We start from the raw sequence: 18179 nt of genomic DNA, 5'->3' as shown, positions 1-18179 counted from the left end.
GTCATGCGCTCCGCAGCGGGGCCGTCATCGCATCGGTGCGATGGTTGGCCAGGAAGATTACCGAAATCATCGACAGCAGCGAGATGCCGCTGAACAGCAGGGCCAGCGGCCACCAGTGGCCCTGGAACTTCTCGGCCAGGATGGTGCCCAGGATGGGCGTCAGGCCGCCGAAGATGGCGCCCGACAATTGGTAGGCCATGGAAATGCCGGTATAGCGGATGCGGGTGGGGAAGCTGTCGCTCACGTAGCCGGCGATCACCGCATAGTAGGCGCCCAGGCAGACCACGGCCAGGCCCACGCCCAGCGTCAGGCTGGTCAGCGTGCCCTGGTCGACCATGTTGAACATCACGTACGGCGTGAAGATCGACAGGAACGAGGTGATCAGCAGGAAGCGCCGGCTGCCGATGCGGGTGGCGATGTAGGCCGACAGCGGCGTGATGATGAATTGCATCACCGACACCACCAGCAGGCAGTCGAGGATGACGCCGCGGCTCAGCCCCACGTACTGCGTGGTGTAGGCCAGCATGAACGTGTTGGTGAAGTAGAAGCCGGCGATGCCCAGCACGTTGGCGCCCACGGCCAGGGCCAGCAGGCCGGAGGCGCCGCGCAGCACTTCCACGATGGGCGCCTTGTCGGCGGCCTGCTTCGCGGCGGCGTCCTTCAGGCGCGCCTTCTCGGCCTGCTCGGCCAGGAAGTCGGGCGACTCGTTCACGCTCAGGCGGATCGCGAAGCCCACCACCAGCAGCGCGGCGCTGAACAGGAACGGCACGCGCCAGCCCCAGTCCATGAAGGCGGCGTCGTCCAGCGAGGTCACCAGCTTGAACATCAGCATCGACAGGATCAGGCCGGCCGGGCTGCCCAGCTGCGCGAACGAGGCGAAGAAGGTGCGCTTGCTGCGGTCGGGCGAGTGTTCGCCGGCCATCAGGACGGCGCCGCCCCACTCGCCGCCCACGGCAATCCCCTGGATGAAGCGCAGCGCCACCAGCAGGATCGGGGCCCAGATGCCGATGGAGGCATAGGTGGGCAGCAGGCCGATCAGCACCGTGACCGTGCCCATCAGCAGCAGCGTGATGACCAGCGACTTCTTGCGGCCGATGCGGTCGCCGATATGGCCGAACACCGCGCCGCCCAGCGGACGCGCCAGGAAGCCCACGGCGAAGGTGCCGAACGCGGCCAGGGTGCCGTAGAAGCCGTCGACCGACGGGAAGAACAGTTTGCCGAATACCAGGGCGGCTGCCGTGGCGTAGATATAGAAGTCGTACCACTCGATCATGGTGCCGACGAATGCGGCGATGGACGCGCGCACCGGCTGATGGGTAGCCGTTTGGTGATTCCCCTGCATGTTTCTCTCGTATGACTGGCGGATGGCCGGCACGATTGCCCGGTGGCCGCCGTTGTTATACGGCCACCACTGCACATAAGAAAAATTCTATTTATTTATTCGCCATATTCGTTTGATTTACGTGACGCGCGTGGCGCGCCGCCGTGGTGGCTGTTTTGCGCCATGATCGGCCAAGAACTGCTTATGAATCAATGAATTGCGATGTTTCCGCCGGCCTGGCCCCGACTCCGGCCGCGGCCGGCGTCGGAGACGGGGGGAGTGTCGACCCTAGGGAAAACCCCGGGAGGACGGGCCGCCCGGGTTGGCGTGTTCAGCGCAGCAGGAAACGGCTGCCGGCGCTGCGGTGGCCGGCCGCGGCGCCGCTGGCCACCAGGGGAGCGCCCGGCACCCAGCCGTCGGGCGTGAGAATGGCGTCCAGGGCGATGTCGTGCGCGGCAGCCTGGTAGTCATCCGGCAGCAGCCCTTCCGACCAGGCAATGCCGATGGTGGTCGGCGACGCGCCGGCGGCCTGCCAGGCAGCCAGCGTGCGGTCGTAGTAGCCGCCGCCGTAACCCAGGCGAGCGGCGTCCAGGGTGTAGCCCAGCGTCGGCACCAGCACCACGTCCGGCACCACCGCCGGGCCGGCTGCGGGCTCCTGGACGCCATACGCGCCGGTGCGCATGGCGCTGTCGGGCGTCCAGTCCCGAAACACCAGCGGGGCGTCGCGCTCCTGGACGGCGGGCAGGCAGACGGCGATGCCGGATTCGACCCATTGCTCCAGCAGGGGCAGCAGGTCGGGTTCGTCTTCCATGGGCCAGAAGGCGGCCACGCGGGAAAGGGGGCGGCCCTGGGCGGCGGCCTGTTCGCAGGCCAGGTTGAGCCAGGTGAACAGACGTCCGCGCATCAACAGCGCCCCGCGGCTGCGCTGGCTGCTGGTCAGCTCGGCCCGGGACTGCCGCAATCGCGCGCGCAGCGCGGCTGCGGTATTCTTGGCGGTATTTTGAGTGTGCATGCGGGCCTGGCGATGAAACGAGTGCTTGAAGCAAGACGGTATCAGAAATTGGCGCTCCGTGACGCGGCCGACGGCATGCGTGGCTGGCTGCCGGTGCTGGCGCTTTTCACGGCGGCCTGTGCGCCGGTGGACGCGCAGCAACGCGCCGCGGCCAGCACCGCGCCTGCCGCGGTGCCGATGCAGGCCGCGCCCGATGCCGAACAGGCCAGGCGGCCCATCGCGGTGCCGCCGGCGGTGCTGGCCGGCTTGCCGCCGGCGCCGCAGACTCCCGCCCAGCAGGCCGTGGTGGCCGCGCGCGAAGCGTCCCAGCGCAAGCAGTGGTCCGTGCTCGGCGCGCTGGCGCCGCAAGCCAGGACGGATCCGCTGGGCATGTACCCGGAGTACTGGCTGCTGCGCTACCAGCTCTGGAGTCCGCCCGGCGGCCGCCGGCCGGACGCGGAACTGCAGCGGTTCCTGGCCGCGCATGCCGGCAGCTACCTGGAGGACCGCCTGCGCGGCGACTGGATCCAGGCGGCGGCGCGCGCCGGAGACTTCGAGACCGTGCGCCGCCTGGGGCCGGTCAAGCAGGGCAATGCGCAGATCGCCTGCGCCGGGCTCGACGCGCGCCACATGACCGGGCAGCGCGCCAGCGCCGCCGAGGCCGTGGCGGCGTTCGCGCCGGGCACGGCCTGTTGGGCCCTGTACGACCAACTGGTGGCCGACGGGGTGCTGGGCTGGGACGAGATCCAGCCGCAGCTGCGCGACGCCATCGAGGCCGGCAAGCTGTCCGATGCGCGCAAGCTGGCGCAATACATCTTCGAGCCGAAAGACCAGAAGAGCTACGACCAGATGATGAAAAACCCGATGAAGTGGCTGGTCCGCCAGGACAAGTCGCCGGTCGGGCGCAACGAGAAGGAGCTGGTCACGCTGGCCCTGGCCCGCCTGAACAAGCCGGATGTGAGCGTGGCGGACTCGTACCTGCGGCGCGAATGGTCGCGCCACCTGCCCAGGCAGAACCTGGCCTGGGTGCGCAGCCAGTACGCGCTGGTGGCGGTGCTCAACCAGGATCCGCGCGCCTACGAGTGGTACCGCGAAGCGGGCGCGGTGCGCATGACCGAGTACAGCCATGCCTGGAAAGTGCGCTCGGCCTTGCGCCAGCCGCGCATCGACTGGAAATGGGTCATCGAGGCCATCGAGGGCATGCCGCCGTCGCAGCAGGCCGAGCCCGTGTGGGTGTACTGGAAGGCCCGCGGCCAGGCCGCGCTGGGCCGCGCCCAGCAGGCCAGCCAGGCCTATGCCAGCATCGCCGACCAGTTCAATTTCTATGGCCAGCTGGCCGCCGAGGAACTGGGCCGCCGCATCACCGTGCCGCCGGCGCCCGCGCCGGTCACCGATGCCGAGATCGCCGAGGCCCGCGCGCATCCCGGCCTGCGCCGCGCGATCTACCTGTTCCGCCTGGGCTGGCGCGCCGAAGCCGTGCCGGAGTGGAATTTCTCGCTGCGCGGCATGTCCGACCGCCAGCTGTTCGCCGCCGCCGAGCTGGCGCGCGCCGAGGGCATCTACGACCGCGTGGTCAATACCTCCGAGCGCACCGCCGAGCAGTTCGATTTCAGCCAGCGCTTCATCGCGCCCTTCGAAGGCCGGGTCAGCGCCAAGGCGCGCGCCATCGACCTGGACCCGGCCTGGGTGTATGGCCTGATCCGCCAGGAATCGCGCTTCATCATGGATGCGCGCTCGCACGCGGGCGCGTCCGGCTTGATGCAGCTGATGCCGGCCACCGCCAAATGGGTGGCGGGCAAGATCGGCATGAGCGATTTCCGGCCTGGCTCGGTCAACGATTTCGACGTCAATACCGAGCTCGGCACGCAGTACCTGAACATCGTGCTGCAGGGGCTGGATGGTTCCCAGGTATTGGCCAGCGCCGGCTACAACGCCGGGCCGGGCCGTCCGCGCAATTGGCGCGCCTCGTTCGGCCACCCGGTCGAAGGCGCCATCTTCGCCGAAACCATCCCGTTCAACGAGACGCGCCTGTACGTCAAGAACGTCATGTCCAACGCCGTGTACTACGCCGCCATGTTCAGCGGACAACCGCAATCGCTGAAAGAGCGCCTGGGCAGCATCGTGCCGCCGCAGGCGGCCCTGGCCACCAACCAGCGATGAGCAGGACCGACGATCCAGGCGTTGCCGGGCTGCGGGTCTACATCGTCGGCGGCGCGGTGCGCGACGACCTGCTTGGCCTGCCGGCCGGCGATCGCGACTGGGTCGTGGTGGGCGCCACGCCCGAGGACATGGCGCGGCGCGGCTTCATCCCGGTGGGCGGAGATTTCCCCGTGTTCCTGCATCCGCGCACGAAAGAGGAATACGCGCTGGCGCGCACCGAACGCAAGTCGGGACGCGGCTACAAGGGGTTCACCTTCTACACCGGCGCCGACGTTACGCTGGAGCAGGACCTGCAGCGGCGCGACCTGACGGTCAATGTGATCGCCCGCACGCCGCAGGGCGAACTGGTCGACCCGCTCGATGGCGTGGCCGATGTACGGGCCCGCGTGCTGCGCCACGTGGGCGAGGCCTTCGCCGAGGACCCGGTGCGCATCCTGCGTCTGGGCCGTTTTGCCGCGCGCTTTGGCGACTTCAGCATCGCGCCGGAAACCATGCAGCTGTGCCGCCGCATGGTCGAGGCCGGCGAGGCCGATGCGCTGGTGCCCGAGCGGGTCTGGAAAGAAGTGTCGCGCGGGTTGATGGCGCAGGCGCCGTCGCGCATGCTGGATGTGCTGGCCCGGGCCGGCGCGCTGGCGCGCGTGATGCCCGAGTTGCACGACGACACGGCGGTGCGCGCCGAGATCGATCGCGCCGCGGCCGCGGGCCTGCCGCTGGCCGGCCGCTATGCCTTGCTGTGTCGCCATACGCCCGAGCGCGACGCGCTGGGCCGCCGGCTGCGCGCGCCGGTCGAATGCATGGATCAGGCTCGCCTGCTGCCGCTGGCGGTCGACGCGCTGGCCGCCAGCGCGACGCCGGCCGCGCAACTGGACCTGATCGAGCGCTGCGACGCCTTGCGCAAGCCCGAGCGTTTCGACGCGCTGCTGCAGGCGGCGGCGATCGTGGCGCCGGTGGACCTGTCCGCCTGGCGCGCGCGCGTGCAGGCCGTGCGCGCCATCGACGCCGGCGCGATCGCGCGGCAATGCGCCGGCGATCCGGCGCGCATCAAGCCGGCGCTGCGCCAGGCGCGCTTGCAGGCGCTGGGCGGCGCGTAGGAATTGCGCCGGCGCTACAGGGTGCCGCGCCGGTCGCCGCGGGCAAAGCCCAGCAAGGGTTCGGGCATGTCGCGGCCCACGGCCAGCACTTTGAACAGTTCGCCCATTTCCGCTTCGGACAGCAGTTTCTGCACCGGCGCCACGGCTTGCGCGTAGGCGCGCGCATCGGCCGGATCCAGCTGCGAAAGCGCGTCGAGCAGGCCGGCGTTCACCAGGAAGCGCGCCTGCGAGAGATAGCCCAGCACCTGCAGGCCGCCGGCCAGCGCGGCATCGGCCATGGCGGTGAAATCGACGTGGCTGGTGATGTCCTGCAGGCCCGGCGCGACGAATGGGTCCGCGTGGGCATGGTGGCGAAGGTGGCACATCAGCGTGCCGCCGGCGCGTTGCGGATGGTAGTACTCGCTGCGCGGAAATCCGTAGTCCAGCAGCAGCGCCGCGCCGCGTTGCAGCCACAGGCCCATGCCGCGGACCCAGGCCTCGGCTTGCAGGTTGATTTCCGATACGTAGCCGGGCAGCGGCGGCATGCGTTGCGCCACGGCTTGCGCGAGGGGGGCGTCGGCGTCGCGATCCTGCCAGGCGAATGCGCCGTCGGCGTCCACGGTGACGCCACGCTCCTGCACCGTGCCGGTCTCGCTCCAGCGAAACAGCGTGGCCGGCATGGCGTCGAGCACTTCGTTGCCGAGCACGCAGCCGGCGAACGCATCGGGCAGCTGGTCCAGCCATTGCACCCGATCGCCGAATGGCGCCAGGCGGGACTGCTGTCGTTGCCGCAGATCGGCCGAGACTTCCACGATCAGGTAGCGCGCCGGGCAGTCCATGCCAGCGAGCGCGCGCAGCACGCCTTCGGCCAGCGCGCCGGTGCCCGCGCCGAATTCGAGCACGCTGGCGGTGTCGGTTGCGCGCAGGACCTGCGCGACCTGGCGCGCCACGGTGGCGGCGAACAGCGGAGTCAGTTCGGGGGCGGTGACGAAGTCGCCGGCCGGCAGGGCCGGGCCTTGCGCATCGGCGGGCGAGGCCAGCTTGGTGGCGCCCGCGGTGTAATAACCCAGCCCGGGCGCGTACAGCGCGGCGGACATCCATTGCGAGAACGGCAGCCAGCCGCCGGCGGCGGCGATGGCCGCACGCAGGTGCCGGGCCACGCTCGCGCTATGCGCGCTGGCGGCGGGGTCGAGAGGGGGAAGCGAAGAGGAAGCAGGGCGTTGCATGACTGCTATTTTCCCATGAAGGGAAAACGCCCGGTGGAGCGCAGCGGCGCGGGCAGGCCCGCGCCGCATGGTCCGGTTGGGTCAGGCCTTAGCCGCGGCGGGGCGCGGCCGGCTTGGCAAAGCGCTTGGCGGGGCCGCCGGGGCGCTTGTCGAACGAACGGCCTTCACGCGGGGCGCCATGCCAGCCGCCTTCGCGCTGGGGATGGTCGCCGAAGCTGCGCTGCGGGCGGTCGCCGAAGTCGCGTTGCGGACGGTCACCGACGTCGCGTTGCGGACGGTCACCGAAGCTGCGCTGCGGGCGATCGCCGAAGTCGCGCTGCGGACGGTCGCCGTAGGGGCGCTGGGGACGGTCACCGAAATCGCGTTGCGGACGATCGCCGAAGTCGCGTTGCGGACGGTCGCCGTAGGGGCGCTGGGGCCGGTCACCGAAATCGCGCTGGGGACGATCGCCGAAGCTGCGCTGCGGGCGGTCGCTGGCGTCGCGTTGGGGCCGATCGCCGAAGTCGCGTTGCGGACGGTCGCCATAGGGGCGCTGGGGCCGATCGCCGAACTCGCGCGGCGCGCCGTAGCCGCCGGGACGCTTGCCGCCCATCGGCTTGCCGCCGCGGCGCGGGCCGCCCGTGCTCGGGCGCGGAGTGCGCTGCGGCTCCAGGCCGGCGATGACTTCGGCGTTGATCGACTGGCCGATGTAGTGCTCGATGCGGCGCACTTTGTGGCGTTCGGCGTGCGTGGCCAGCGTGAAGGCCTGGCCGTCGCGGCCGGCACGGCCGGTGCGGCCGATGCGGTGCACGTAATCCTCGGCCTGCAGGGGCAGGTCGAAGTTGACGGCGTGGCTGATGCCTTGCACGTCGATGCCGCGGGCGGCCACGTCGGTCGCCACCAGCACGCGCAGCTGGCCGCGTTGCAGCTGGCCCAGCGTACGGGTGCGCTGGCGCTGGTTCATGTCGCCATGCAGCGCCGCGGCGGCAAAGCCCTGGTCGGCCAGGCGGTCTGCCAGGTCGTCGGCGCCACGCTTGGTGGCCGTGAACACGATGGCCTGGTCCAGGCGCGCGTCGCGCAGCACGTGGTCCAGCAGGCGCATCTTGTGCGCGGCGTCGTCGGCGTACAGCAGGCTTTGCGTGATGTTGGCGTGCTTCTGGCGATGGCCGGCGATTTCGATGCGCTGTGGCTCGCGCATCATGCGCTCGGCCAGGCGCGCCACGCTGCCGTCCAGGGTGGCCGAGAACAGTAGGGTCTGGCGCTCTTTCGGCAGGCGCTCGATGATGGTTTCGATATCTTCGATGAAGCCCATGTCCAGCATGCGGTCGGCTTCGTCCAGCACCAGGGTGTGCACGGTATTCAGTTTGACGCGGCCGGCTTTCAGGTGGTCGATCAGGCGGCCTGGGGTGGCCACCAGCACGTCGACGCGGCGCGACAGCGCCTTGAGCTGCGCGCCATAGGGCATGCCGCCCACGACGGTGGCGGTGCGCAGGCCGGGCAGGTTGCGGCCATACGACGCCGTGGCGTCGGCGACCTGCAGCGCCAGTTCGCGCGTCGGGGTCAGCACCAGCACTTGCACGCCGACGCCCTTGTTGCCGGGCTGGTGGGCGATGCGGTTGAGCGCCGGCAGCATGAACGCGGCGGTCTTGCCGCTACCGGTTTGCGAAGAGACCATCAGGTCGGCGCCGGCCATGGCCTGGGGAATGGCAGCGGCTTGCACCGAAGTGGGTTCGGTGAAACCGGCCTCGCTCAGGGCCGAGAGAATAGTGGGCGCCAAGCCCAAGTCTTCGAAAGACATAGCTTTTCCTTGCCGCATATAGCGGCGCATATGCATGCGCCAGGCCGAACAAGGGAAAAGGTGTCGGTCCGGGCAGCGGTTGATGGAGCATCGTGCCGACCGAATCAACCGTGCGCGGATTGCGCTTGCAACTTCAAGCGCGGGGCGAAAGGAAAGAGGTCAGGAAGCGATGAGCTTCGGCATGGGCCGGCAGCGTGTAGCCGTGCCGGAAAGACTGCGTCGAATGCGCATCAAAAGCGCGTGTATGCCGAATCTGGTTTGTGCAGTGCAGCGATCATAACGCGAATTCCCCTTGACGGGAAGCATTATTTTGCTCACCCGACCAATCTACCGGTTTCTGGCCGCGTTGTTGCAGCCACGCATTGGTCTGGCGGAAATGGCCGCAACCGACAAAGGGCACCGGGGGGCGGCGCGCCGACAGGGGCGACGGGTGGTTGGCCGCCAGCACCAGGTGCCCGGCGTCGGCCGGCACCAGCGCCTGCTTGGCCTGCGCATGCGCGCCCCATAGCAGGAAGACTTTGGGGGACGGGTCGCGTGCCACCTCGGCGATCAGGGCGTCGGTGACGGTTTCCCAGCCGCGCTTGGCATGCGAGCCGGGCTGGCCGTCTTCCACCGTCAGCGAGGTATTGAGCAGCAGCACGCCCTGGCGCGTCCAGGCCGACAGGTCATGGCGCGTCGGGCGCGGATAGTCCACCGCGATCTCGTTGAAGATGTTGCGCAGGCTGGGCGGGCACTTGCAGTCGTCCGGCACCGAAAAGGCCAGGCCCTGGGCCTGGCCGGGCCCGTGGTAAGGGTCCTGGCCCAGGATCACGACGCGCACGTCCGCCGGGGCGAGCTGGTCCAGGGCGCGAAAGGGCGCGGCCGGGTAGACCACGGCGCCCTCGGCCAGGCGTTGTTCGACGTGTCCGAGAACGGATGCGAAGGCGCGCGCCACGGCGGGTTGTTCCAGGACGTGGCGCCAGGCGGCGGGCAGGGCGGCCGCCTGGGCGGCGAGCGCGGCGGGGGCGAGGCGGTTGTCGTTCGGCATGGACGCGATTGTGGCACAGGCCGGTCGGCGTTCCGGCTAGCTGTGAAGATTCAATAGGTTGTATGCATGGTTCATCCGAACCGGATTTGAGAAACTGGAAATCGCCAACCTCCCAGTTCACTCAAGGAGCCCGGCCGGATGAACACCCATAAGCATGCCCGATTGACCTTCCTACGTCGACTCGAAATGGTCCAGCAATTGATCGCCCATCAAGTTTGTGTGCCTGAAGCGGCCCGCGCCTATGGGGTCACCGCGCCGACTGTGCGCAAATGGCTGGGCCGCTTCCTGGCTCAGGGCCAGGCGGGCTTGGCCGATGCGTCCTCGCGCCCGACGGTCTCGCCCCGAGCGATTGCGCCGGCCAAGGCGCTGGCTATCGTGGAGCTGCGCCGCAAGCGGCTGACCCAAGCGCGCATCGCCCAGGCGCTGGGCGTGTCAGCCAGCACCGTCAGCCGCGTCCTGGCCCGCGCCGGTCTGTCGCACCTGGCCGACCTGGAGCCGGCCGAGCCGGTGGTGCGCTACGAGCATCAGGCCCCCGGCGATCTGCTGCACATCGACATCAAGAAGCTGGGACGTATCCAGCGCCCTGGCCACCGGGTCACGGGCAACCGACGCGATACCGTTGAGGGGGCCGGCTGGGACTTCGTCTTCGTGGCCATCGATGACCACGCCCGCGTGGCCTTCACCGACATCCACCCCGACGAGCGCTTCCCCAGCGCCGTCCAGTTCCTCAAGGACGCAGTGGCCTACTACCAGCGCCTGGGCGTGACCATCCAGCGCTTGCTCACCGACAATGGCTCGGCCTTTCGCAGCCGCGCCTTCGCCGCGCTGTGCCATGAGCTGGGCATCAAGCACCGCTTTACCCGACCTTACCGCCCACAGACCAATGGCAAGGCCGAACGCTTCATCCAGTCGGCCTTGCGTGAGTGGGCTTACGCTCACACCTACCAGAACTCCCAACACCGAGCCGATGCCATGAAATCCTGGCTACACCACTACAACTGGCATCGACCCCACCAAGGCATCGGGCGCGCTGTACCCATCTCCAGACTCAACCTGGACGAATACAACCTATTGACAGTTCACACCTAGTCGCCGAACTCTTCGATGCCGATCGCATCGTCTTCGCCGTGCCGGTCTACAACTTCAATCTGCCGGCCCAGTTCAAGAGCTATATCGACCATATCGCCCGCGCCGGCGTGACGTTCCGCTATACGGCCGAAGGCAAGCCCGAAGGCCTGGTGCAGGGCAAGCAGGTGCTGGTGCTGATCGCTCGCGGCGGCAAGTCCGAGGGTACGCCCGACGACACGATGACGCCCTACCTGAAGCAGATGCTGGCCTTCCTGGGCATGACCGACGTGACGTTCATCGCGGCCGAAGGCATGGCGATGGGCGAGCTGGCCGCCCAGGAAGGGTTGGCCCTGGCCAGGCAGCGCATCGATGCGCTGTCGCTTGATGCGCGCCAGGGTCTGGCGGCGGCCTGATCGAACGGGCGCCGGCCGCCCGGGCTGCGAGCGGCCGGCGCCGCGGCCTCAGTCGCGCAGCCGCTTGATGAGGCTGGACGTATCCCAGCGGTTGCCGCCCATTTTCTGCACATCGCCGTAAAACTGGTCCACCAGGGCGGTCAGCGGCAGGCGTGCGCCATTGTTGCGCGCCTCTGCCAGCACCAGGCCGAGGTCCTTGCGCATCCAGTCCACGGCGAAACCGAAATCGAACTGGTCGTCCACCATCGTGGCGCCGCGGTTTTCCATCTGCCAGCTTTGCGCGGCGCCCTTGCTGATCACATCCAGCACCAGCTTCATGTCCAATCCCGCGGTCTGGCCGAAAGCGATGGCTTCGGACAGGCCTTGCACCACGCCGGCGATGCAGACCTGGTTGACCATCTTGGCCAGCTGGCCGGCTCCCGGCGGGCCCACCAGCGTCACGGCGCGGCCGAAGGCGTGCGCCACGGGCTTGATGTCCTCGAACGTGGCGCTGTCGCCGCCGCACATGATGGTCAGCGCGCCATTGACGGCGCCGGCCTGGCCGCCGGAGACCGGCGCATCGATGAACTGCAGATTCAGTTCGCGCGCCGCCGCATAGAGTTCGCGCGCCACATCGGCCGAGGCGGTGGTGTGGTCGACGAAGACCGCGCCGGCCTGCATGCCGGCGAAGGCGCCGTCCGCGCCCAGCACCACGCTGCGCAGGTCGTCGTCGTTGCCGACACAGCAGAACACGATTTGCGCGCCTGCCGCGGCTTCGCGCGGCGTGGCGGCGGCCTTGCCGCCGAATTCGGCGGCCCAGGCCTGCGCCTTGGCTGCCGTGCGGTTGTAGACCGTGACCTGATGGCCCGCGCGGGCCAGGTGACCGGCCATGGGCAGGCCCATGACGCCCAGGCCCAGGAAAGCGACGTTGCGCGGGGTGGTGGTGTCGTACGTCTTCGAGCCGATGGTGGCTATGCCGGATCTCCGTTAAAGGGCGCTGTTGGGATACAGGACAGTAACCTTAACGCAATCAAAAGCCCGCGGCGAGTCCGTCGCGGCGGCTGTCGCTGGCCGCGACATAGCCATCGACCGCCGGATCCCCCAGGCGCCAGATGAACTGGCCCGAACCGAAATCCTTGTCGGCCGGCGCCGCGACCTCCACGATATGGCCGCGGGCACGCAGGGCGTCGGTCACCTGCGCGGGCATGGCGGCCTCGATATCGACCGAGAGTCCGCGGTTCCATTTCCAGCGCGGCGCATCGCATGCCGCCTGCGGCTGCTGCCGATAGTCGAGCATGCGCACCAGCGCCTGCAGATGTCCCTGCGGCTGCATGTTGCCGCCCATGATGCCGAAACTCATCAGTGGCGCGCCATCCTGCGTCAGGAAGGCGGGAATGCCGGTGTGGAACGGACGCTTGCCGCCGCCCACGACGTTCGGATGATCGGGGTCCATGCTGAAGCAGCAGCCGCGGTTCTGCAGGCTGATGCCGGTGCCCGGCACCACGATGCCGGATCCGAACCCCATGTAATTGGACTGGGTGAAACTGACCATCATGCCATTGCGGTCGGCGCATGCGAGGTAGACGGTGCCGCCTTGCGGCGCCTGCGCGGCGTTGTAGACGCGAGCGCGGCGCAGGTCGATCAGGCGCGCGCGTTCGGCCAGGTAGGCCGGGTCCAGCAGCTGTTCGACGCGAATGCGTATGTGCGCCGCGTCGGCCACGTGCGCATGGACATCGGCAAACGCCAGCTTCATGGCTTCGATCAGGATGTGCTGGGTATCCGGATGTTCGGCGGGGCGCGATGCCAGGTCGAAGTGTTCGACGATCCCCAGCGCGATCAGGGCCGCCAGGCCCTGCCCATTGGGCGGCAGCTGGTGCAACGCATGGCCGCGGTAGGCCTGGCTGATGGGCTCGACCCATTGCGGCGCATAATCGCGCAGGTCGCCCAGCGTCAGCGCCGCCTCGTGGGCCTGCGCGTGCGCCACCAGCTTCTGCGCTGTTTCGCCTTCGTAGAAATCGCGTCCGCCGCTGGCGGCAATGCGCCGCAGCGTGGCGGCCGCGCCCGCCAGCACGAAATGCTCGCCCACCTCGGGCGCGCGTCCATGCGGCAGGAAGTGTTCGGCGAATCCGGGCAGGCTGCGCAGCGGGTCCACCTGGTCAGCCCATCTTCGCTGCACCGTCGGGGGCACCGCGAAGCCGCGCTCGGCATATTCGATGGCGGGCGCCAGCACGTCGGCGAAGGGCAGGCTGCCCAGCTTGTCGTGCAGGCTGGCCCAGCCCGCCACGCAGCCCGGTATGGTCACGCTGTCCCAGCCGCGCAGCGGGATCGCGCCCTGATGCTTGCGCTGGAAATAGCCGGGGCTCCACGCCGCCGGGGCGGTGCCCGAGGCGTTCAGGCCATGCAGGCGGGCGCCATCCCAGACCAGGGCGAAACAATCCGAGCCCAGGCCATTGCTGGCTGGCTCGACCAGCGCCAGCGTCGCGGCGCTGGCCACCGCCGCATCCGCGGCGTTGCCCCCGAGCGCCAGGATGCGCAGCCCGGCCTGCGCCGCCAGCGGGTGGGACGTGGCGACCACGTTGCGCGCGAAAACAGGAATCCGGGTGCTGGGGTAGGGGTTGTTCCAATCGAACTTCATCACAAGCCGATAGACACGGGTAAACCCGTAGCTTAACGCACTCGCGGCCGATTCATGTCAAATTTGTTGTGATTGGTTGCAGTTTGAAATCTTACGGCCTGGTGCCCATGGCGTATGGGGCGCCCGTCCCTGCGGGGACCGGCACCCCGCGCGTCGGGGCAGGACAGGCATGCGGCACTGCGAAGCCGAGGCAAAAAAAAACCGGGCCCGAGGGCCCGGTTCGCGCCGGCCGGCAGGCGCCGGCTGCATCGAGGGATCATTCTTCCTCGACGAAGGTTTCCTCGCGCTTCTTGCGGATCGCCGGCAGCGCCACCAGCACCACCAGGAAGAGCGCGACGGCCAGCAGGGTCGCCGACAGCGGGCGCGTCACGAAGGTGCTGAAGTCGCCACGCGACAGCAGCAGCGCGCGCCGGAAGTTCTCTTCCATCATGGGGCCCAGCACCAGGCCCAGCAGCAGCGGCGCGCCTTCGCATTTCAGCTTGGCCCACACGTAGCCCACCACGCCGAAGGCCGCGGTCATGAAGATGTCGAACGTGTTGTAGTTCAACGAGTACACGCCGATGGTGCAGAACACCAGGATGGCCGGGAACAGGATGCGGTAGGGCACTTTCAGCAGCTTGACCCACAGGCCGATCAGCGGCAGGTTCAGCACCACCAGCATCAGGTTGCCGATCCACATCGAGGCGATCAGGCCCCAGAACAGCTCGGGGTGGCTGGTCATGACCTGCGGGCCCGGCTGGATGTTGTGGATGGTCATCGCGCCGACCATCAGCGCCATCACCGCGTTGCCCGGGATGCCCAGGGTCAGCAGCGGGATGAACGAGGTCTGCGCGGCCGCGTTGTTGGCCGACTCGGGACCGGCCAGGCCGGCCGGGTGGCCCTTGCCGAAGCGCTCCGGGTTCTTCGAGATTTTCTTCTCGAGCGTGTAGGAGGCGAACGAGGACAGCACGGCGCCGCCGCCCGGCAGGATGCCCAGGGCCGAACCCAGGGCGGTGCCGCGCACCACGGCCGGGGCGGCTTCCTTGAATTCCTGGAAGTTCGGATACAGCGAGCCGATCTTGTCGGTGATGTCGACGCGGTTTTCCTTCTGCTCCAGGTTGGTCATGATTTCGGCGAAGCCGAACACGCCCATGGCGACGATGGCGAAGTCGATGCCGTCCTGCAGCTCGGGGATGCCGAAGTCATAGCGGGCCACGCCGGAGTTCACGTCGGTGCCGACCATGCCCAGCAGCAGGCCGAGGATGATCATGGCGATGGCCTTGGGCAGCGAGCCCGAAGCCAGCACCACCGCACCCACCAGGCCCAGCACCATGAGCGAGAAGTATTCGGCCGGGCCGAACTTGAAGGAGACTTCGGCCAGCGGGGGCGCGAAGGCAGCCAGCAGCAGCGTGGCGACGCAACCGGCGAAGAACGAGCCCAGGGCGGCGATGGCCAGGGCGGCGCCGGCGCGGCCATTGCGGGCCATCTGGTGGCCGTCGAGCACGGTCACCACCGCTGACGTCTCGCCGGGTAGCGCGACCAGGATGGTCGTGGTCGAGCCGCCGTACTGGGCGCCGTAGTAAATACCGGCAAGCATGATCAGGCCGGCCACCGGCGGCAGCACATAGGTGATGGGCAGCAGCATGGCGATGGTCGGAACCGGGCCGATGCCCGGCAACACGCCGATCAGGGTGCCCAGGATGCAGCCGAGCAATGCGTACGCCAGGTTCTCGGGGGTGAACGCCACCGAGAAACCCAGCATCAGGTTGTCAAACAATTCCATGATTCATGGTCTCCTTAGTTCATGCCCAGAAACGACGGCCACAGCGGGAAAATCAGGCCGAGTCCCTTGATGAACGCCAGATAGCTGAAGACCACGAGGAAGATGCCGTTGGCAACGGCCACCTTCCAACTGAATTCGTGGCTGGCCAGGCTGCTGACTACCACGAGGATGAAGACGGACAGATAGACACCCAGCGGCTTGAGGATCAGGGCGTACAGGACGACCGAGCCCACCACCAGGAAAACGATGCGCCAATCGAAGCCTTCGACCGCTGTCTCTGTGGCTTTCTTGGACAGCGCGCTGATCAGCACGATGGCGCCCAACAAAGCCAGGACGAGCCCCAGCCAGAAAGGAAAGTATCCCGGCCCCATGCGGGCGGCAGTACCCATTTGGTAGCTGCTGGCTTGCCAGGAAAATCCCAGTCCGAGGACGATGAACATCACCCCCGACCAGAAGTCCTGTCGATTGCGTAGCTGCATGATTGGTTGGCTCCTGTTTTACAGCATGTATTTAAAAGACTGCCTGCTCCGGCTCGTGCTGGGTGGCGGGCACAAAAAAGGCACTTGGTGGTGCCGTTTGGTTTTCTGTAAATCGGCTCTTGCGTATTTTTGAAGGCCGAATGGTAATGGAGGGCAAGGGCGCTGGAAACCCTGGTTTTCCGCCAGTTGCTCGGGGTTTTCCCTAGAAATGCACCTGCAGGGGCTTGAATGTGTAACGGGATCGCGGTGGCGAAGCCGGAATGAAAGCAAATTGAAAGTTTGCAGACAGCTAGCTGTGAACTGTCAATAGGTTGTATTTGTCCAGGTTGAGTCTGGAGATGGGTACAGCGCGCCCGATGCCTTGGTGGGGTCGATGCCAGTTGTAGTGGTGTAGCCAGGATTTCATGGCATCGGCTCGGTGTTGGGAGTTCTGGTAGGTGTGAGCGTAAGCCCACTCACGCAAGGCCGACTGGATGAAGCGTTCGGCCTTGCCATTGGTCTGTGGGCGGTAAGGTCGGGTAAAGCGGTGCTTGATGCCCAGCTCATGGCACAGCGCGGCGAAGGCGCGGCTGCGAAAGGCCGAGCCATTGTCGGTGAGCAAGCGCTGGATGGTCACGCCCAGGCGCTGGTAGTAGGCCACTGCGTCCTTGAGGAACTGGACGGCGCTGGGGAAGCGCTCGTCGGGGTGGATGTCGGTGAAGGCCACGCGGGCGTGGTCATCGATGGCCACGAAGACGAAGTCCCAGCCGGCCCCCTCAACGGTATCGCGTCGGTTGCCCGTGACCCGGTGGCCAGGGCGCTGGATACGTCCCAGCTTCTTGATGTCGATGTGCAGCAGATCGCCGGGGGCCTGATGCTCGTAGCGCACCACCGGCTCGGCCGGCTCCAGGTCGGCCAGGTGCGACAGACCGGCGCGGGCCAGGACGCGGCTGACGGTGCTGGCTGACACGCCCAGCGCCTGGGCGATGCGCGCTTGGGTCAGCCGCTTGCGGCGCAGCTCCACGATAGCCAGCGCCTTGGCCGGCGCAATCGCTCGGGGCGAGACCGTCGGGCGCGAGGACGCATCGGCCAAGCCCGCCTGGCCCTGAGCCAGGAAGCGGCCCAGCCATTTGCGCACAGTCGGCGCGGTGACCCCATAGGCGCGGGCCGCTTCAGGCACACAAACTTGATGGGCGATCAATTGCTGGACCATTTCGAGTCGACGTAGGAAGGTCAATCGGGCATGCTTATGGGTGTTCATCCGGCCGGGCTCCTTGAGTGAACTGGGGGGTTGGCGATTTCCAGTTTCTCAAATCCGGTTCGGATGAACCATGCATACAACCTATTGAATCTTCACAGCTAGCCGAAAGCCAAGCCGGCTGGCGGGCGCTTATGGCGCCTGGGCCGCGCCGCAAAGCGGCAGATGCAGGTTCTACCGAATATTGCCGTGTTTCTCAGCTTGCGTGAAGAGGCCCGTTCGGTTCCCGGATGGTTTACGATAGCGCCCATGCTGCAAGACCTCGACCAACTCGCCGCCCGCATCGGGCAATTGGTGCAACGCACCCGGCATCTGCATGCCGAGCGTGACGCGTTGCGTGTCCGCCTGAACGACAGCGAATCCGAACAGCGCAAGCTCAAGCAGCGTTGCGCCGATTTCGAGACTGAGCTCCAGGCTTTGCAGGCCCGCTTGCGCGAGCACGACGGCGCCACCGCGACCCAGTTGGCCGAGGCGCAGCAGACCGAAGTCGCGCTGCGCGAGCAGCTGGCGCGCGAAGCTGCCGAACGCCAGGCGCTGGAGTCCCGCGTCAGTGCGCGCGAGGCCGAGCTGCAGGGCAACCTGCGGGCGCGCGACACCGATCTGCAGCGCCTGCGCGTGGCTGCCTCGACGGCGCGCGAACGTATCGACGCCGTGCTGGCCCGCTTGCCGGGCGCGCCGGCCGGGGAGCAACCGTAATGGAACGTGTAGACGTCACGATTCTGGGGCGCGACTACTCGCTGGCGTGTTCCGCTGAAGAAAAACCCGTGCTCATGGCCGCCGTTCGCCATGTCGACCAGCTCATGCTGCGCATCCAGGGGTCGGGCAAGGTATCCAGCAACGAGCGCATCGCCGTGATGGCGGCGCTGCAAGTCGCTGGCGAACTGCTCGCCATGAAGGCGCCGGATGGTCCGCTGGGTGGTTTGGCGGTGGGCGACTTCAAGCGTAGAATCGAGGAAATGAATTTGATGCTGGACGACGCGCTGTCCGGACAGGAAAAGCTGCTCTAGCATCAACGCGGTAACTCGCGCGCAGTA

At 67.8% G+C, this 18179-nt stretch carries 16 protein-coding genes and 1 pseudogene; 7 read left to right on the top strand and 10 right to left on the bottom strand.

The genetic code is table 11. The features are described from left to right. Window position 1 precedes the first annotated feature (1 nt). Together BN118_RS16390 and BN118_RS16385 are read right to left on the bottom strand one after the other, a co-directional pair. A complete protein-coding gene (locus tag BN118_RS16390) occupies window positions 2-1375 on the bottom strand; it encodes an MFS transporter (protein WP_014906032.1) in 1374 nt (457 codons plus the stop codon). A gap of 277 nt (window positions 1376-1652) precedes the next feature. Further along, window positions 1653-2333, bottom strand: a complete 681-nt coding sequence (locus BN118_RS16385) for a 5-formyltetrahydrofolate cyclo-ligase (RefSeq protein WP_010931276.1) — start codon at window positions 2331-2333, stop codon at window positions 1653-1655. Window positions 2334-2345: 12 nt separating this feature from the next. Between BN118_RS16385 and BN118_RS16380 the strand changes: the two genes are divergently transcribed. Beyond that, on the top strand, window positions 2346-4472 hold the full coding sequence (locus BN118_RS16380; protein ID WP_080019452.1) for a lytic transglycosylase domain-containing protein: 2127 nt from the start codon (window positions 2346-2348) through the stop codon (window positions 4470-4472). After that, window positions 4469-5563: a CCA tRNA nucleotidyltransferase gene (locus BN118_RS16375; protein WP_014906030.1), complete on the top strand. Its 1095-nt coding sequence runs from the start codon at window positions 4469-4471 to the stop codon at window positions 5561-5563. The genes BN118_RS16380 and BN118_RS16375 overlap by 4 nt, the downstream gene beginning before the upstream one ends. 14 nt (window positions 5564-5577) lie before the next feature. On the opposite strand, the gene BN118_RS16370 is transcribed toward BN118_RS16375, so the two are convergent. The 3 genes from BN118_RS16370 to BN118_RS16360 form a co-directional block, all read right to left on the bottom strand. Further along, complete coding sequence (locus tag BN118_RS16370) at window positions 5578-6837, bottom strand: class I SAM-dependent methyltransferase (protein WP_004566001.1); 1260 nt, start codon at window positions 6835-6837, stop codon at window positions 5578-5580. A 19-nt stretch (window positions 6838-6856) separates the two neighbouring features. Further along, a complete protein-coding gene (locus tag BN118_RS16365; RefSeq protein WP_010931273.1) occupies window positions 6857-8581 on the bottom strand; it encodes a DEAD/DEAH box helicase in 1725 nt (574 codons plus the stop codon). Window positions 8582-8819: 238 nt separating this feature from the next. Continuing rightward, window positions 8820-9572: a uracil-DNA glycosylase gene (locus tag BN118_RS16360; protein ID WP_003818450.1), complete on the bottom strand. Its 753-nt coding sequence runs from the start codon at window positions 9570-9572 to the stop codon at window positions 8820-8822. Window positions 9573-9710: 138 nt separating this feature from the next. Between BN118_RS16360 and BN118_RS16355 the strand changes: the two genes are divergently transcribed. Both BN118_RS16355 and BN118_RS16350 read left to right on the top strand, forming a co-directional pair. After that, a complete protein-coding gene (locus BN118_RS16355) occupies window positions 9711-10661 on the top strand; it encodes an IS481-like element IS481 family transposase (protein WP_005013747.1) in 951 nt (316 codons plus the stop codon). After that, window positions 10649-11053: pseudogene (locus BN118_RS16350) on the top strand (FMN-dependent NADH-azoreductase); the annotation flags it as partial. The gene BN118_RS16355 and the pseudogene BN118_RS16350, both read left to right, overlap by 13 nt. A 48-nt stretch (window positions 11054-11101) precedes the next feature. On the opposite strand, the gene BN118_RS16345 reads toward BN118_RS16350, so the two are convergent. From BN118_RS16345 to BN118_RS16325, 5 genes are all read right to left on the bottom strand, one after another. Then, entirely contained in the window at window positions 11102-12007 is a 906-nt protein-coding gene (locus BN118_RS16345; protein ID WP_003814620.1) for an NAD(P)-dependent oxidoreductase, read from the bottom strand. A 55-nt stretch (window positions 12008-12062) separates the two neighbouring features. Beyond that, window positions 12063-13670 carry a gamma-glutamyltransferase family protein gene (locus BN118_RS16340; protein ID WP_010931271.1) on the bottom strand — a complete coding sequence of 536 codons (1608 nt, stop codon included), beginning with the start codon at window positions 13668-13670 and terminating at the stop codon, window positions 12063-12065. 253 nt (window positions 13671-13923) lie between these two features. Continuing rightward, the gene (locus BN118_RS16335; RefSeq protein WP_010931270.1) at window positions 13924-15429 is read right to left on the bottom strand and encodes a tripartite tricarboxylate transporter permease; all 1506 of its coding nucleotides are present in this window, start codon (window positions 15427-15429) and stop codon (window positions 13924-13926) included. Window positions 15430-15443: 14 nt separating this feature from the next. Then, complete coding sequence (locus tag BN118_RS16330; protein ID WP_003820744.1) at window positions 15444-15908, bottom strand: tripartite tricarboxylate transporter TctB family protein; 465 nt, start codon at window positions 15906-15908, stop codon at window positions 15444-15446. A gap of 289 nt (window positions 15909-16197) precedes the next feature. Continuing rightward, window positions 16198-17148 (bottom strand): IS481-like element IS481 family transposase, encoded by a 951-nt coding sequence (locus BN118_RS16325; RefSeq protein ID WP_010929577.1) that lies wholly within the window; start codon window positions 17146-17148, stop codon window positions 16198-16200. Between the two features lie 17 nt (window positions 17149-17165). Between BN118_RS16325 and BN118_RS20430 the strand changes: the two genes are divergently transcribed. The 3 genes from BN118_RS20430 to BN118_RS16315 are packed head-to-tail and all read left to right on the top strand — an operon-like array spanning window position 17166 to window position 18152. Next, complete coding sequence (locus tag BN118_RS20430; protein WP_162268687.1) at window positions 17166-17354, top strand: hypothetical protein; 189 nt, start codon at window positions 17166-17168, stop codon at window positions 17352-17354. Then, window positions 17311-17841: a hypothetical protein gene (locus tag BN118_RS16320; protein WP_003820745.1), complete on the top strand. Its 531-nt coding sequence runs from the start codon at window positions 17311-17313 to the stop codon at window positions 17839-17841. Before BN118_RS20430 ends, BN118_RS16320 begins: the two co-directional genes overlap by 44 nt. After that, window positions 17841-18152 (top strand): cell division protein ZapA, encoded by a 312-nt coding sequence (locus BN118_RS16315; RefSeq protein ID WP_003814611.1) that lies wholly within the window; start codon window positions 17841-17843, stop codon window positions 18150-18152. Before BN118_RS16320 ends, BN118_RS16315 begins: the two co-directional genes overlap by 1 nt. Window positions 18153-18179: the final 27 nt, after the last annotated feature.

The sequence above is a fragment of the Bordetella pertussis 18323 genome (assembly GCF_000306945.1).
Lineage (GTDB): Bacteria > Pseudomonadota > Gammaproteobacteria > Burkholderiales > Burkholderiaceae_B > Bordetella > Bordetella pertussis.
Note: the sequence above shows the minus strand (reverse complement) of the source record. Positions and strands in the feature narration are given on the sequence as shown.

Coding starts and splice junctions, on each gene's coding strand:
- BN118_RS16380 (WP_080019452.1), top strand. CDS start 2,346: ATGAAACGAGTGCTTGAAGCAAGACGGTATCAGAAATTGGCGCTCCGT.
- BN118_RS16385 (WP_010931276.1), bottom strand. CDS start 2,333: ATGCACACTCAAAATACCGCCAAGAATACCGCAGCCGCGCTGCGCGCG.
- BN118_RS16320 (WP_003820745.1), top strand. CDS start 17,311: ATGCAGGTTCTACCGAATATTGCCGTGTTTCTCAGCTTGCGTGAAGAG.
- BN118_RS16365 (WP_010931273.1), bottom strand. CDS start 8,581: ATGCATATGCGCCGCTATATGCGGCAAGGAAAAGCTATGTCTTTCGAA.
- BN118_RS16315 (WP_003814611.1), top strand. CDS start 17,841: ATGGAACGTGTAGACGTCACGATTCTGGGGCGCGACTACTCGCTGGCG.
- BN118_RS16325 (WP_010929577.1), bottom strand. CDS start 17,148: ATGAACACCCATAAGCATGCCCGATTGACCTTCCTACGTCGACTCGAA.
- BN118_RS16335 (WP_010931270.1), bottom strand. CDS start 15,429: ATGGAATTGTTTGACAACCTGATGCTGGGTTTCTCGGTGGCGTTCACC.
- BN118_RS16375 (WP_014906030.1), top strand. CDS start 4,469: ATGAGCAGGACCGACGATCCAGGCGTTGCCGGGCTGCGGGTCTACATC.
- BN118_RS16360 (WP_003818450.1), bottom strand. CDS start 9,572: ATGCCGAACGACAACCGCCTCGCCCCCGCCGCGCTCGCCGCCCAGGCG.
- BN118_RS16370 (WP_004566001.1), bottom strand. CDS start 6,837: ATGCGGCGCGGGCCTGCCCGCGCCGCTGCGCTCCACCGGGCGTTTTCC.
- BN118_RS16330 (WP_003820744.1), bottom strand. CDS start 15,908: ATGCAGCTACGCAATCGACAGGACTTCTGGTCGGGGGTGATGTTCATC.
- BN118_RS16355 (WP_005013747.1), top strand. CDS start 9,711: ATGAACACCCATAAGCATGCCCGATTGACCTTCCTACGTCGACTCGAA.